The 14,348-nt window shown below is 66.1% G+C and carries 16 protein-coding genes; 7 read left to right on the forward strand and 9 right to left on the reverse strand.

From position 1 onward, the window contains the following. Window positions 1-13 precede the first annotated feature (13 nt). The gene (wrbA, locus tag LLJ08_RS07060; RefSeq protein ID WP_228208556.1) at window positions 14-613 is read left to right on the forward strand and encodes an NAD(P)H:quinone oxidoreductase; all 600 of its coding nucleotides are present in this window, start codon (window positions 14-16) and stop codon (window positions 611-613) included. A gap of 15 nt (window positions 614-628) precedes the next feature. Here wrbA and LLJ08_RS07065 read toward each other — a convergent pair whose 3' ends face one another. Further along, a complete protein-coding gene (locus LLJ08_RS07065) occupies window positions 629-1,129 on the reverse strand; it encodes a GNAT family N-acetyltransferase (RefSeq protein WP_228208557.1) in 501 nt (166 codons plus the stop codon). 132 nt (window positions 1,130-1,261) lie between these two features. Between LLJ08_RS07065 and LLJ08_RS07070 the strand changes: the two genes are divergently transcribed. Next, on the forward strand, window positions 1,262-1,801 hold the full coding sequence (locus LLJ08_RS07070; RefSeq protein ID WP_228208558.1) for a DUF3087 domain-containing protein: 540 nt from the start codon (window positions 1,262-1,264) through the stop codon (window positions 1,799-1,801). Window positions 1,802-1,846: 45 nt separating this feature from the next. On the opposite strand, the gene LLJ08_RS07075 is transcribed toward LLJ08_RS07070, so the two are convergent. The 6 genes from LLJ08_RS07075 to LLJ08_RS07100 form a co-directional block, all read right to left on the reverse strand. Then, the gene (locus tag LLJ08_RS07075) at window positions 1,847-2,548 is read right to left on the reverse strand and encodes a c-type cytochrome (RefSeq protein WP_228208559.1); all 702 of its coding nucleotides are present in this window, start codon (window positions 2,546-2,548) and stop codon (window positions 1,847-1,849) included. Between the two features lie 10 nt (window positions 2,549-2,558). Beyond that, window positions 2,559-3,533 (reverse strand): copper resistance protein B, encoded by a 975-nt coding sequence (locus LLJ08_RS07080; RefSeq protein ID WP_228208560.1) that lies wholly within the window; start codon window positions 3,531-3,533, stop codon window positions 2,559-2,561. After that, the gene (locus LLJ08_RS07085) at window positions 3,523-3,843 is read right to left on the reverse strand and encodes a hypothetical protein (protein ID WP_228208561.1); all 321 of its coding nucleotides are present in this window, start codon (window positions 3,841-3,843) and stop codon (window positions 3,523-3,525) included. The genes LLJ08_RS07080 and LLJ08_RS07085 overlap by 11 nt, the downstream gene beginning before the upstream one ends. A gap of 11 nt (window positions 3,844-3,854) precedes the next feature. Further along, the gene (locus LLJ08_RS07090; protein WP_228208562.1) at window positions 3,855-5,654 is read right to left on the reverse strand and encodes a copper resistance system multicopper oxidase; all 1,800 of its coding nucleotides are present in this window, start codon (window positions 5,652-5,654) and stop codon (window positions 3,855-3,857) included. A gap of 209 nt (window positions 5,655-5,863) precedes the next feature. Continuing rightward, window positions 5,864-6,310: a DUF411 domain-containing protein gene (locus LLJ08_RS07095; RefSeq protein ID WP_003293403.1), complete on the reverse strand. Its 447-nt coding sequence runs from the start codon at window positions 6,308-6,310 to the stop codon at window positions 5,864-5,866. 20 nt (window positions 6,311-6,330) lie between these two features. Then, entirely contained in the window at window positions 6,331-6,588 is a 258-nt protein-coding gene (locus tag LLJ08_RS07100; protein WP_041014518.1) for a heavy-metal-associated domain-containing protein, read from the reverse strand. A 213-nt stretch (window positions 6,589-6,801) separates the two neighbouring features. Here LLJ08_RS07100 and LLJ08_RS07105 point away from each other — a divergent pair, with 213 nt between their 5' ends. After that, complete coding sequence (locus LLJ08_RS07105) at window positions 6,802-7,485, forward strand: heavy metal response regulator transcription factor (protein ID WP_228208563.1); 684 nt, start codon at window positions 6,802-6,804, stop codon at window positions 7,483-7,485. Beyond that, window positions 7,482-8,846, forward strand: coding sequence for a heavy metal sensor histidine kinase (locus LLJ08_RS07110; RefSeq protein WP_228208564.1), 1,365 nt, complete (start codon window positions 7,482-7,484; stop codon window positions 8,844-8,846). Before LLJ08_RS07105 ends, LLJ08_RS07110 begins: the two co-directional genes overlap by 4 nt. An 8-nt stretch (window positions 8,847-8,854) precedes the next feature. Here the strand turns inward: LLJ08_RS07110 and LLJ08_RS07115 are convergent, their stop codons facing one another. Together LLJ08_RS07115 and LLJ08_RS07120 are read right to left on the reverse strand one after the other, a co-directional pair. Then, entirely contained in the window at window positions 8,855-10,177 is a 1,323-nt protein-coding gene (locus tag LLJ08_RS07115) for a sensor histidine kinase (RefSeq protein ID WP_228208565.1), read from the reverse strand. Further along, window positions 10,174-10,851 (reverse strand): response regulator, encoded by a 678-nt coding sequence (locus LLJ08_RS07120; RefSeq protein WP_228208566.1) that lies wholly within the window; start codon window positions 10,849-10,851, stop codon window positions 10,174-10,176. The genes LLJ08_RS07115 and LLJ08_RS07120 overlap by 4 nt, the downstream gene beginning before the upstream one ends. A 137-nt stretch (window positions 10,852-10,988) precedes the next feature. On the opposite strand from LLJ08_RS07120, the gene dsbD reads away from it, so the two are divergent. Genes dsbD through dsbG form a run of 3 tightly spaced genes read left to right on the forward strand, consistent with a single transcriptional unit; the run spans window position 10,989 to window position 14,301 of the window. Then, complete coding sequence (gene dsbD / locus LLJ08_RS07125) at window positions 10,989-12,722, forward strand: protein-disulfide reductase DsbD (protein ID WP_228208567.1); 1,734 nt, start codon at window positions 10,989-10,991, stop codon at window positions 12,720-12,722. Beyond that, window positions 12,722-13,537, forward strand: a complete 816-nt coding sequence (locus LLJ08_RS07130) for a TlpA disulfide reductase family protein (RefSeq protein WP_228208568.1) — start codon at window positions 12,722-12,724, stop codon at window positions 13,535-13,537. Before dsbD ends, LLJ08_RS07130 begins: the two co-directional genes overlap by 1 nt. Further along, complete coding sequence (gene dsbG, locus LLJ08_RS07135; protein WP_228208569.1) at window positions 13,534-14,301, forward strand: thiol:disulfide interchange protein DsbG; 768 nt, start codon at window positions 13,534-13,536, stop codon at window positions 14,299-14,301. Before LLJ08_RS07130 ends, dsbG begins: the two co-directional genes overlap by 4 nt. The last annotated feature ends 47 nt before the right edge of the window (window positions 14,302-14,348 follow it).

Below are 14,348 nucleotides of genomic sequence, written 5' to 3' on the forward strand. Positions count from 1 at the left end.
AGAGGAAAGCAAGATGGCGAAGATTCTCGTGCTCTATCACTCCATGTACGGCCATATCGAAACGATGGCCAATGCCGTCGCCGAAGGCGCGCGCCGCGTGCCGGGCGTGGAGGTGACGATCAAGCGCGTGCCGGAAACCATGCCGGAAGACGCCTTCCGCAACGCCGGCGGCAAGGTCGATCAGCCAGCCGATATCGCCGATCCGAACGAGCTGCCGGACTACGACGGAATCATCTTTGGCACCCCGACCCGCTTCGGCAACATGTCCGGGCAGATGCGCAACTTCCTCGACCGCACCGGCGGCCTTTGGGCCAAGGGCGCGCTGCACGGCAAGGTCGCCAGCGTGTTCGCCTCGACCGGCACCGGCGGCGGTCAGGAGATGACCATCACCTCGACCTGGACCACCCTGGCGCACCACGGCATGGTCATCGTGCCGACCGGTTATGGCATCAGCGAGTTCTTCGACATCTCCGAAACCAACGGTGGCACGCCCTATGGCGCCACAACCATCGCCGGTGGCGACGGCTCGCGTCAGCCTTCGGAGAAGGAACTGTCCATCGCGCGCTACCAGGGCGAGCACGTGGCGAAGATCACCAGCAAGCTCAAGGGCTGACGAACGACGCAGTACCTACGCTGGGACCAGCCCTGGTCCCAGCAACAGTCCATACATCAGTTCGTCGACGAAGCCGTCGTCGCTGCTGCGCTTGTAGGCGGCGCGCTGCGTGCCTTCGTAGCCGAAACCGAAGCGCTCGTAGAAAGCAATCGCCCGCGGGTTGTCCGCCTCCACCGTCAATTCCACACGACGAATGCCGCTGGCGGCCAGCTTGTCGACGGCTTCCTGCATCATCCGCTGCGCCAGGCCGCTGCCCCTGACCTCGGGCGCGACGGCCAGGGTGCCGAGGTAGGCCACATGGGCGGCACGGCCCAGATGGCGCTGCACCTTGTAGAAGCCCTGCACCATGCCGTCGTCTTCGAAGACATAGAAGCCGGCGCTTTCGAACAGCGGCTCGAAAACCTTGCCGAAGTGCTCGCGCGGCATGGGATCGAAGCCCAGGTAGGGCACCACGTCCGGGTGCATGTAGATGTCATAGACCCGTTGCTGATCGGCGGGCGTGGCAAGGCGGCGCATGGGGTTCTCCAGTTGGGGGCGGCTCCAGCATAGCCGGGTCCCGGAAGAAACTGCGCTGCGTCAGTCATCGCTCGCCGATTGAGGTGATAATGGCCACCGCTCATCTTCCGCCTCAGCCAAGGACATCGCCCCGTGGTGCTATTCGAGATCGTTCAGCTCAGCCCCGAAACCTATCGCCAGCAGACCCGGCGCAGCACGCTGATCGTCGCCGCGACCTTTGCCGTCCTCGCCATGGGCTTGTCGACCCTGGCCGTGGCGCTGTTCGGTGAGCCTGGTGGCGACAACCTGCGGCTGAATATCGTTGGGGTGGCCGTCGGGCTGGCGCTGACGATCGGAATCGTCAGGTGGCTGTACTGGCAGCAGCCGTGGATGGCGGCGGCGGTGTACGGCTGGCAGCTCAAGCGCAGCCTGATGCGTGTGACCAATATGATGCACCAGGTCAAGGCAGGCGTAAGTGCGGGCGATCCGGATGCGATGAACCTGCTGCGCTTCTATCACCTGGGGCTGACGCAGATGCATCGGCTCGATGGCAACTCCAGCGGCCTCAGCGATTCGGTTGCCGAGATTGATCGTCACCGCGAGGCGATGGAGGCGCGGAACATGGACACCGACCAGCCACGCCTGGAGTCGGGTTGGCTGGAGCGAGTCGGACAGATCGAGGCGAAGCGCTGAAGCGAACAGCTTGAAGGACGATTGCGCCGTTCATGGCGCAGCGCATCAATGCACGTGGCGGCTGCCGTCCGGGTGGTGGTGTACGTCGGCTTCCGGTACTGCTTCTGATTGCGCCGGCGCATGGCCGTCGTGTGCGCCCTGATGATGGTCTGCGCCTGCCGGCTGCTGATCGGCGGCAGGAGCGGGATGCTGGCCGCTGTGATCGTGCATGTCCGATTCACCGCCACCATGCTGGTGGCCGTCACTAGAGTCCACCAGCGTCTGGTATTCCAGCGGGGTGAGTGAGGGCAGTTGTTCGACGAAGGCGACCAGCGACCAGATGTAGCGGTCGTCCATGAACTTGCCCCACGCCGGCATGCCGGTGGACTTGAGTCCATGCTTGATGACCCAGAAAGTCGCGGCCGGGTCGTTGTCGCGGGAGTCCTCGGCAAGCGTTGGGGGCGCGGGGTAGAGGCCCTGGCTCAGTTCGGTCGGCTCGACGCCGGGCGCCAGGTGGCAACCGACGCACATGGCCGCGTAGTTGCCCGCCCCGGAACGAATCTGCTCCGCAGACCCCAGCGTCGGCACTTCGAGGTCGCGGGCGCGCACGGCCACGGCGCGTTCACGGGTGGTCTCCAGCACGGCTTGCAGTGGCGCGCTGTGCGGGGCGTCCGCGCCGACATCGATGATGCCGGAATACACCACCAGCGCGCCGCCGATTGCAACCAGCAGGGTGCTCAGTGCCAGTGTCGCCACGACAGTCTTCATACGTGGGGCCTCAGAACCAGAAGCGAATACCGGCTACCAGCTTCGCCTCGCTGACGTCTTCGTCATCGGCACGCAGCAGGTCAGCGGTATTGCCGTAGGCACGGCCCCAGCTGACGCCGACATAAGGCGCGAACTGACGACTTATCTCGTAACGCAGGCGCAGACCGACACTGGCGTCGCTGAGACCGGAGCCGACGCCGCGCGCCTCGTCGTTGCGCCCGTGCAGGTTCACCTCCGCGGTGGGTTGCAGCACCCAGCGCTGGGTCAGCAGGATGTCGTATTCAGCCTCCAGGCGCAGCGCGCTCTGGCCGCCCTCGCCAAGGAAAGCCGTGGCTTCGGTTTCCAGACCGAACAGCGGCATGCCCTGCACGCCAAAGGCGGCCCAGGTCTGTGGCGAACCAGGCTTGAAGTCCTGGCGCACGCCGGCGACGGTTTCCCACCAGGGGCCGATGGTGTGGCTCCAGAGCAGCTGAAGTTCGGCCTCCTCGGTGCGGCCATTGGTGCGCTCACCCTCGGAGCGGAAGGCGAGGCGGTCGATGTCGCCGCCATACCAGCCGGAAATGTCCCAGGCCAGCGTGCTGCCTTCATCTGCGTCCTGCCATTCCAGCTGATCGGCAAGGAACAGAAAATTGCTGCCGCCCTGGTGCATAGAATGAGGCGGCAGGTCGGGAAATGCCGCGGCGCGGTCAGCATCGCTGATCGTAGGGATTGGCGTGCGCGGCTCCTGTCCAGTGCCAACGCCGGTGACCGGTGGGTGAGCCATTGAACTGTGATCCATGCTGCTGTGATCGCGATGATCCATGCCGCCTTGGTTCATGGGCTCATGGTTCATCTGGCTGTGATCCATCTGCCCAGGATCCACCTGGCGCTGGTCCGCTGGCGCAGCGTGCCCGGCGTGTCCGGAATGATCCATGGCCTGCTGCGCCTGGCTCGCCGTCGCAGCCAGTGCGAGGGCGATGGCGACCGGCAGTGTCTTAATGATCATGCGGCTTGCCTTGTTCGGGGCCCTTTGGCAGGTCCTTCTGCATCTTTCCGTTGCCCATGCTGCCGTGATTCATGTGGTCGGAACCCATATGCTGGTCGTGCATGTCCTGCATCTTGTCGTGGTCCATGCCCTGCATCATGTCGCCCTGCTTTTGTCCGGGCTTGGGCTGGCTGGCCTGCGGCGCGGCCTGTTCGGCTGGCGCGTTGGCGGGATGATGACCATCGTGCTCACTCTGCGCGTAGGCAGTGTTGAGGCCGAACGTTGCGGCCAGGCCGAAGGCGAGCAGGGCGGTGCGCTTGATTGTTTTCATGGTTTTCTCCGTCATTCTTCTACGCGGACTTCGCGGAACATCCCGAGGTCCATGTGCATCAGCATGTGGCAGTGATAGGCCCAGCGACCGAGGGCGTCGGCGGTGACGCGATAGCTGCGTTTCGAACCCGGTGGCATGTCGATGGTGTGCTTGCGTACCTGGAAATTGCCGTGTTCGTCCTCCAGATCGCTCCACAGCCCGTGCAGGTGGATGGGGTGGTGCATCATGGTGTCGTTGACCAGGACGAAGCGCACCCGCTCGCCGTACTTGAGGCGGATTGGCTCGGCGTCGGCGAAGGGGATGCCGTCGAACGACCAGGCGAAGCGTTCCATATGGCCGGTCAGGTGCAGTTCGATGGTGCGCGTCGGCTCACGGCCGTCCGGATCGGCGAAGGTGCTGTGCAGGTCGGCATAGGTCAGCACGCGCCGGCCGTTATCGCGCAGGCCGATGCCGGGATCGTCCAGCTTGGGCACCGGCATCATGGTCTGCATGTCCACCAGCGGGTTGTCGGTTTCGCTGGCCGGATGCGTCTGCATGCCGCCGCCGGACGAGCCGTGGCCCATGGTGGCGTGGTCCATCTGGCCATTCGTCTCATTCTGATTCATCGCGCCGTGATTCATGTCGCCATGCCCGGCGTGAGGATCGTCGCTCGGCGCAGGCGCAGCAGCCTGACCATGGGCTGAATGATCGCCGTGGCCCATGTCCTCCATAGTCAGTTCGGGGCGCGGATCGGGCTTGGGCACCGGCGCCTGCAGGCCATCGCGCACGGCCAGGGTGCCGCGGGCATAGCCGCTGCGGTCCATGGGCTGGGCGAACAGGGTGTAGGCGTTCTGGCTGCCGTCCGGCTCGACGATCACATCGAGGGTTTCCGCCACCGCCAGGCGCACTTCGTCCACCTGCACCGGTTTGACGTTCTGCCCGTCGGCGGCGACCACGGTGAGCTTGAGACCGGGGATGCGGAAGTCGAAATAACTCATCGCCGAGCCGTTGATCAGGCGCAGGCGGATGCGCTCGCCTGGCTGGAAGAGGCCGGTCCAGTTGCCGTCCGGCGCCTGGCCGTTGAGCAGGTAGGTGTAGGTGGCACCGCTGATGTCGGCGAGATCGGTCGGCGACATGTTCATCTTCGCCCAGGCCCAGCGCTCGCTGACGGTGTCACTCCAGCCGTTGTCGGCGACATCGTCGATGAAGTCGCCAAGCGTGCGGCGGCCCCGGTTGTAGTAGTCCGAGCGCTTCTTCAGCTTGGCCAGCACCCGTGCCGGGCTTTCGTCGGTCCAGTCGGAGAGGAACACCACATAGTCGCGATCGTAGCTGAAAGGCTCCGGCTCCTTGGGATCGATGATCAGCGCGCCATAGACGCCCAGCTGTTCCTGAAAACCGGAGTGGCTGTGGTACCAGTAGGTGCCGCTCTGGACGACCTTGAAGCGGTATTCGTACATGCCATCCGGCGCGATGCCGGCGAAGCTGAAGCCGGGTACGCCGTCCATGTTGGCCGGCAGCAGGATGCCGTGCCAATGGATGGAGGTGTCGTGGGGCAGCCGGTTGCGCACGCGCAGGGTCACTGTGTCGCCCTCGCGCCAGCGCAGCAGCGGACCGGGAATGCTGCCGTTGATGGCCATGGCAGTGCGGCGCTTGCCGGTAAAATCCACCGTCATGGAATCAATGGTGAGTTCGAACTCGGTGCCGCTGAGCACCGTCGGCTGCCCCGCGCTGGTCAGCGCCCAGACGGGCTGTTGCCACAGCCCGAGGCCAGCGACGGCGCCGCCGGCAGCCAGGCTTTTGACGAAGGTGCGCCGAGAACTGGTCAATTGCATGCGGGTCCTGTTCGGTCGATCGAATTGTTGGTTTGCCGCCGCGCAGGCGCGACGTTGCAACGCTTGTGACAAGCACCATAGCGCGGTGCATCTGTCAGCGACCTGAAGCGAAAATTACGATTTTGTCAGCTGGCAGCGTGGCCAGCCCCAATCGGGCTGGCCCTGCCGGAGATGCCGAACGGCATCGCGTGTCCTGATGGCAGCGCGGCTTAGCGAACCGGCTGCGCGCCAAGATAGTCGCCGAGCACCAGATCGCGGCCCTTGGTGGTCAGGCCGATCACCTGGTACTGCTGGTGCGGCTGGCCATAATCCATGCCCGGCGAGCCCGCCGGCATGCCCGGTACGGCAACACCGGCGAGATCGTCGCGCTTCTGCAGCTCATGAATCGCCGCAACCGGAACGTGGCCTTCGACGAACTTGCCGTCAATCACACCGGTGTGGCATGAGCCCAGGCGAGGCGCGACACCCAGCTTCTGCTTGACCGCCGACATATTGCTTTCGACGTGATCGCGCACCTCGAAACCGTTGGCCTCCAGGTACTTGATCCAGTCCTTGCAGCAGCCGCAGTTGGCATCGCGGTGCACATCGATGACATCCGCGGCGTGGGCCATGCCGGACATCAGCAGAGCGGCGAGTGCGGTGAGGTAGAGTTTCATGGGCTTCTCCAGAGCGATGTTCAGTTGCAGCCGCAACCGCATCCGGTTTTGCGGGGCGTCGGGGCAGGCGAGTCGGTGGTGACCTCGGCAGGGTAACCGGCTTCGTCGAGTGCGGCGATCAGCTCCGCGCTATCGGCCGTGCCGTCTATCCGGGCGAGCCCGGCGGCCAGATCGACCTCGACGCGCTCGACACCCGCCAAGGGCTGTAGTGCCGCGGTTACATGCCGGACGCACGCGCCGCAGGTCATGCCGGATACCTTGAGTTGAATGCTGGTCATGGGATGGTCCTCGGTTAGCCAGTTTTGGTAGCACTGGCTTGATGCTCAACCTTGACGCGATGGCAAGGTCAAGCCTCATTTTTCTGAGTACCACGCTAACTCCGGCGGCCTGACAAGAGGCTGATCGGAAGATTACTTTTTTGTCAGCTTCGTGGCGTCCCAGCTGCGGGCGCTGCCACACTTGCGGCGTCGCCACCGAAGGAACTCGCCGCCATGAAATTGCTGGTCGCCGAAGACGAACCGAAAACCGGCATGTATCTACAGCAGGGCCTGAGCGAGGCCGGCTTCACCGTCGACCGCGTCACCAGCGGCACCGACGCGCTGCAGCATGTGCTGAGTACGCCCTATGACCTGCTGATTCTCGACGTGATGATGCCGGGCCTGGATGGCTGGGAAGTGTTGCGCCTGGTGCGGGCGTCGGGCAACGAGGTGCCGGTGCTGTTTCTGACCGCGCGCGATCGCGTCGAGGATCGCGTCAAGGGGCTGGAGCTGGGCGCCGACGATTATCTGGTCAAGCCGTTCGCGTTCTCCGAACTGCTGGCGCGCGTGCGCACCCTGCTGCGACGAGGCAGCGCGGCGGCCTTGCAGACCCAGTTGAAGATCGCGGATCTGGAGGTCGATCTGCTCAAGCGCCGCGCGGTGCGGGCTGGCCAGCGTATCGACCTGACTGCCAAGGAATTCGCACTGCTGGAACTGCTCCTGCGCCGGCGCGGCGAGGTGCTGCCCAAGTCGCTGATCGCTTCCCAGGTCTGGGACATGAATTTCGACAGCGACACCAATGTCATCGAGGTGGCGATCCGTCGCTTGCGGGTGAAGATCGACGATGGCTTCGAGCCCAAGCTGATCCACACCGCACGGGGCATGGGTTACATGCTCGACGAGCCGGACGCGCCATGAAGCGGCTGTCGCTGACCGCGCGGCTGAGCCTGATGTTCATGCTCGCGGTGACCGGCGTGCTGGCGGCGGCCGGCTATTTCTTCAGCCAGCTCAGTGAGCATCACTTCGACGAACTGGACCGCCATACGCTGCACGAAAAGCTCGAGGCAAGCCGACGCCTGCTAGGGGAGCTGGACGACCTGCAGAACTTCGAGCGCGTTCGCCCACAGCTGCAGGCGCTGCTCGGCGGGCACAGCGAGATGCGCGGTTTCATTTTCGATGAACGCGGTGCACAGCTGTTTCCTCAGCCGGGCGTTGACGAAGCGGAACCGCCGCTACTCGAGCTGATCGGCCGGGAAGCGGGAGAGCTGACACTAGACGGCCACGTCTGGCGTGGCGAGGCCGGGCATGTCGCGATCGGCGCGCAGCGGCTGACCTTGCTGATCCTGCTCGATGTCACCGCGCACAAGGCTTTCTTCCATACGTTCAGCGGCTGGCTATGGTCGGCGCTGGTGCTCTGCGCCTTGCTCAGCGGGCTGCTCGGCTGGCTGCTGGTGCGCAGCGGCTTGCGACCCTTGCGCGAGGTGACCCAGGTGGCCGCCTCCGTCTCGGCCAAGTCGCTGCGCGAGCGCATCCCCGACGAGTCGACACCGGCCGAGCTGCAGCAGCTGGTGCAGGCGTTCAACGCCATGCTGGCGCGACTGGAGGACGCCTTCGTGCGGTTGTCGAACTTCTCCGCCGACATCGCCCACGAGCTGCGCACGCCGCTGAGCAACCTGATGACCCACACCGAGGTGGCGCTGACCCGCGCGCGCACGCTGGATCAGTACCAGGACAACCTGCATTCGAATCTGGAGGAGTTGCAGCGCATGTCGCGGATGATCGACGACATGCTGTTCCTCGCCAAGGCAGATAACGGGCTGATCGTGCCGGACGCCAAGCCCGTCGCGCTGGAGGCGTTGTGCGCGCAGCTGCTGGACTATTACCAGCTCTCGGCGGACGAGCGCGGGGTGCGCTTCGAGCTTTCCGGTGCCGGCACCATTCAGGGCGATCTGTTGATGCTGCGCCGGGCGCTGTCGAACCTGCTGTCCAATGCGCTGCGCTACACCCCCGACGGCGAGCTGATCCGTGTGACCATCGAGCGAGGCGCAGGTCACGTGACGCTTGAGGTGAGCAATCCTGGCGCGACCATCGCGCCTGAGCATCTGGAGCGACTGTTCGACCGCTTCTACCGGGTCGACCCGGCGCGCCGCGAAGGCAGCCCGAGCAATGCCGGCCTGGGCCTGGCGATCACCCGCTCCATCGTCCAGGCCCATCAGGGCCGAATCCACTGCAGCTCCGCGCAGGGCTGGACGACCTTCCGCCTGGAATTCCCTGGCTAAGCGCGTGCTCAGCGCTGCAGCGGCACCGTCAGTGATACGCGCAGGCCGCCGGCCTGGCTGTCGAAGGTGAGGGTGCAGTCGCAGCGTTGCGCGATCGCCTGGACAATGGCCAGGCCCAGGCCGCTGCCACTGCTGGCGGCGTGTCGCCAGAAGCGGCGGGTCAGGTGCTCGAGATGCTCGGCGGCGATGCCCGGGCCCTGGTCGCGTACTTCGAAGCGTACTCGCTCGGCTTCAGGCTGCAGGGTCAGCGTGACGGCGCTGCCCGGCGCGGTGTGGCGCTGGGCATTCTCCAGCAGGTTGCGCAGCGCGGCGATGGCCAGCACCGGCGGCATGGCCAGCGGCGTGTCGGGCAGGTCCGCCGGGACCTGCAACAGGATTGGCGCGCCGTCACCGCCACTGGCGTCCTGAATCGCCAGTCGCGCGACCTCGGCGGCCGTGCACTGCAGGCCATCGTCGAAATCCAGACTGCCTTCTACCCGGGCCAGCAACAGCAACTGCTCGAGCGTGCGTTGCAGGCGGTCGGCGCCGGCCTCGGCGTTCGCCAGCGCCTGTTCGGCGGTGGCGCCTTCGGTCATGCGTGCTACCTGCAGGTGGGTCTTGATCGCCGTCAGCGGGCTGCGCAGTTCGTGGGCGGCGTCGCCGGTCAGCCGGCGTTCGCGTTCGATGGCCTGGGCGATGCGCTGGAACAGCTGGTTCTGCGTCTGCACCAGCGGCAGCAGCTCCGGCGGCAGGCCTTCGACCGGCAAGGGTTCGAGGGAGTCGGCGCTGCGTCGAGTCAGTGCCTCGCGAATCTGCCGCACGGGCGCCAGCCCTCGGCCCAGGCCAAGCCAGAGCAGACCCAGGCTGCCGAGCAGGGCGACCGCCACCGGCAGCGCCGCCGCCAGCAACACCGAGCGTTTCAGCGCGGCACGCTCGTCCAGACGGTCGGCCGTGGTGATGCGCAGCTCGCCTTGCACCAGGGTGAAGCTGCGCCAGGGCACGCCGTCGATCAGCTGGTCGCGAAAGCCGTTCTGCTCGGCGTCCAGCTGCTGGTCTGGCGCACTGTGGCTACGCGCCAGCACCTCGCCACGCAGCGAGCTGACCTGGCAGGCCAGGCCGTTTGGGATGCCCAGTTGCTCGGCGCTCAGACGCTGCGGCGGGCCGTCGCCGGGCACCGGCTGCGGCAACTGCACCAGCAGACCGGCGACCATGCGCGCCGAGGCCGCCAGGCGCTGATCGAGCGAGAGCATCATCTGGCTGCGCAGATCGACCAGCATCCAGGTCGCAGCCAATGCCCAGAGCAGCACGAAGGCCGAGCCGAGCATCAGGGTCAGGCGCAGACGCAGGCTCATGGCGCGTCCTCGTCGCTTGCGAGGCCGAGGCGATAGCCGAGGCCTCGGACGGTTTCGACGATGCCGCTGCCGAGCTTGCGGCGCAGATGGTGGATATGCACGTTCAGCGCGTTGCTCTCGACGTCGTCGGCAAAACCGTAGACCGCGTCCTTGAGCTGCTCGCTGCTGAGCACCCGGCCCTGGTTGTTGAGCAGCGCCTGCAGCAGTGCCTGTTCGCGGCGCGACAGGTCGACGAGGCGGCCGTCCAGGCGTGCTTCGCAGCGGCTCGGGTCGTAGCTCAACCGGCCATGTTCGATGAGGTTGACGCTGCGGCCGGACATGCGCCGCATCAGCGTGTGCAGGCGCGCGGCCAGCTCGCGCAGGTCGAACGGCTTGAGCAGGTAGTCGTCGGCACCCGCCTGCAGGCCGGTGACCCGGTCGCTGACCGCATCGCGCGCGGTGAGCACCAGCACCGGTAGTTCCAGGCCCTGTTGGCGCAGGCGTCGCAGCAGGGCGATGCCGTCTTCGTCGGGCAGGCCGAGGTCGAGGATCAGCACATCGAAGTGCGCCGCACGCAGCAGGGCTTCGGCATCCGCCGCAGTCGCGGCGTGGTCGACAATCAGGCCCTGGGCATTGAGCCCGGCGACGATACCGCTGGCGATCAGCGCGTCGTCTTCGGCAAGCAGCACGTGCATGGGAGGGTCCGCAGAAAAAGCTCAAGGATGGACCTTAGCGATTAAGGCAACGTTATGCAGCCCATGCCGTGGCGTTAATCGCGCGTTAATCCCGTCACGGCATGCTGCGCGGCAGTCATTTCTCGGCCAGGACTCTCATGCGTACATTGGTGCTTCTGCTGTTTCTGTTGGCGCCCGGCCTGGCGCTGCCGGCTGGTGGGCTGTTCGGCGGCGGCTCGCAGGGGGATTTCCTGCCGGTGGAAGAGGCGTTCGCGCTGACGGTCAGCCCGCAGGAGAACGGCGCGACGCTGCTGCACTGGCGGATCGCACCGGGCTATTACCTCTATCAGCAGCGCCTGCAGTTCGACGGCCTGCCGCCGGAGCGCCAGCCGCCGCTGCCCGAGGGCGAGCCCTACAGCGACGAGTTCTTCGGCGACTCGCAGATCTACCGCGACAGCCTCGAACTGCTGATCCCGCCGGGCGCGGAGAACAGTGTGCGTCTCGGCTGGCAGGGCTGCGCCGATGCCGGGCTCTGCTATCCGCCGCAGACCCGCGAGGTGTCGTTGACTGGCAACGGCACGGCGGCAGCGCCTGGGCTGGCCGAAGATCAGGCGCTGGTCAGCGGCCTCGAAAGTCAGGCGCTGGCCTGGAGCCTGCTGGTCTTCTTCGGCCTCGGCTTGCTGCTGGCCTTCACCCCCTGTTCGCTGCCGATGCTGCCGATCCTGGCGGGCATCGTGGTCGGCAGCGGTGCCACCTCGCGCCGTGGTTTTGCCCTGGCGGCGACCTACGTAGTCAGCATGGCGCTGGTCTACGCCGGGCTCGGTGTACTGGCGGCGCTGCTCGGCGCCAACCTGCAGGCGGCGCTGCAGCAGCCGTGGCTGCTGACCAGTTTCGCCGTGCTGTTCGTGTTGCTGGCGCTGCCGATGTTCGGTTTGTTCGAGCTGCAATTGCCGGTGGCGCTGCGTGATCGCCTGCAGCGTGTCGGTGATCGCCAGCGCGGGGGCAGCCTCGCCGGGGCCGGTGCGCTGGGCGTGCTCTCCGGCCTGCTGGTCGGCCCCTGCATGACCGCGCCACTGGCCGCCGCGCTGCTGTTCATCGCACAGAGCGGCAGTGCGCTGCAGGGTGGCCTGGTGCTCTTTGCGCTGGGCCTGGGCATCGGCACGCCGTTGCTGTTGCTGGTGACGGTCGGCCAGCGTTTTCTGCCCAAGCCGGGCGCCTGGATGGATCGGGTCAAGGTGGTGTTCGGCTTTCTCTTCCTCGCGGCAGCGCTGTTCGTTGCGCGTCCGTTGCTGGCCGACTGGCTGTGGCTGGGCCTGTGGGGGGCGTTGTTGGTGGTGCTCGCCACCGCCTTGCTGCATGTGGCGCAGGCAGTGCAACGTCAGCGCGTGCTCTGTCACGCCAGCGGCATTCTGCTGGGGCTGTGGGGCGCAGCGATGCTGCTCGGTGCCGCCGGCGGAGCGGACGATCCACGTCGGCCGCTGGCGATCTATGCCGGCGGTGGAACGGGTGCCATCTCCGCCGAAGCTCACGCGCTCGGTTTCAGCGATCCGTCCGTGCTGGATCGTGAGCTGGCAGCGGCCAAAGCGCAGGGCCAGTGGGTGCTGATCGATTACTACGCCGACTGGTGCGTCTCCTGTAAGGTCATGGAGAAGGAGGTCTTCGGCAATGCCGAGGTGCAGGCGAGCCTGGACGGCGTGCGCGTGCTGCGCCCCGACGTGACCCGCAGCGATGCCGCCAGCCGCGAATTGCTGGACCGTTACCAGGTGCTCGGCCCGCCGACGCTGCTGTGGATCGGCCCGGATGGCGTCGAGCGCCGCGAACGCCGTATCACCGGCGAGGTCGGTGCCGGGGGCTTTCTGCAGAACTGGAACCAGACCCGGGAGCGAGGTTGATGCTGACTGTGAATATCGGGCCGCTGGCCCTGGCGGTGCCCCATGTATTGCTGCTGGGCAGCCTGTTGCTGGCGACCCTGACCGGCTGGTGGGTTGGCCGGCGCAGCGAGCGCAACCCGGAGCGGCAGCTGTTTCGCCTGCTGCTGGTGGCGTTGTTCGTGGCTCGCCTGGCCTTCGTGGCGATGTACTGGGCGTACTACCAGGAGGACTGGCTGAGCGTCATCGATATCCGCGACGGTGGCTTCATCGCCTGGCCCGGGCTGGTCGCCGCGTTGGCGTTGGGCATCTGGTGGGGCTGGCGCGACCGCGAACTGCGCAAGCCGCTGGGCATCGCGCTGACGGTGGGAATCCTCAGCTGGGGCTTCAGTAACCTGGCCTGGCATTCCTTCGAGCAAGGCACGCGGTTGCCGGAAATGGCCCTGCGCGACAACCAGGGGCGGCCGGTGGCGCTGGAGGATTATTCAGGTCAGCCACTGGTGATCAATCTCTGGGCGACCTGGTGCCCGCCGTGCCGACGCGAGATGCCGGTACTCGCCGACGCTCAGGCACGGGAAGGCGACACCCTGTTTCTCTTCGTCAATCAGGGCGAGGGGGAGGGGGAGATCAACCGCTTCCTGGAAACCGCAGGGCTGAGTCTCGATAACGTCCTGCTCGACAGTGGCGGGCGCCTCGGGCAGCACGTGGGCTCCACGGCGCTGCCGACCACGCTGTTCTACAACGCCGATGGCCGCCAGGTCAGCAGCCATCTCGGCGAACTCTCGCACGCCAGTCTGGCGCGCGCGCTGGAAAAACTGAAAGAGGAAGCTGAGCAGTGATTCGATTCAAGCCGTTACCCTACCTGCTGGCCGGCGTCAGCCTACTGGCCCTGCCCATGGCGCAGGCCGAGGAATTGCCGGAGGCGATCAAGGCCGTCGAGGCGCGTGGCGCCGAGGTCGTCGGCAGTTTCGCGGCACCCGGCGGGCTCAAGGGCTATGCCGCGCGTTACAACGGGCAGGGCATGGCGCTGTATCTCACCCCTGATGGCGAGCACGTGCTGATCGGTAGTCTGCTCGATGCAAAAGGCGAGGACCTGACCCGCGTGCACCTGGAGAAGCTGGTCTACGAACCGCTGGGCAAGGAAATGTGGACGCGCATGGAGAACAGCACCTGGATCGCCGACGGCAAGGCCGACGCGCCGCGAATCATCTACATGTTCAGCGACCCGAACTGTCCGTACTGCAACATGTTCTGGAAGCAGGCACGGCCCTGGGTCGAGTCCGGCAAGGTGCAGTTGCGGCACATCATGGTCGGCATGCTGCGCGCCGACAGCGCGGGCAAATCCGCCGCGCTGCTCAGCGCCAAGGATCCTCAGGCAGCGCTCAACGAGCACGAGGCGGCCGGCAAGGCGAGCAAGCTCAAGGCGCTGGATAAGATCCCGGCAGAACTGGAAGAACAGCTCACCAACAACCTGATGCTGATGAGCGAACTGGGCGCCCAGGCGACTCCGGCAATCTTCTATCTCGACGACAACGACCGTCTGCAGCAGCACCAGGGTGCACCGCAGCTGGATGCGCTGGCGCAGATCATGGGGCCACGCTGAAGGATTGCTGTGGGCAAGGGAAGGCTGGTCGCTGAGCTGTTTCGCGG

The organism is Stutzerimonas chloritidismutans (assembly GCF_020783375.1).
Lineage (GTDB): Bacteria > Pseudomonadota > Gammaproteobacteria > Pseudomonadales > Pseudomonadaceae > Stutzerimonas > Stutzerimonas kunmingensis.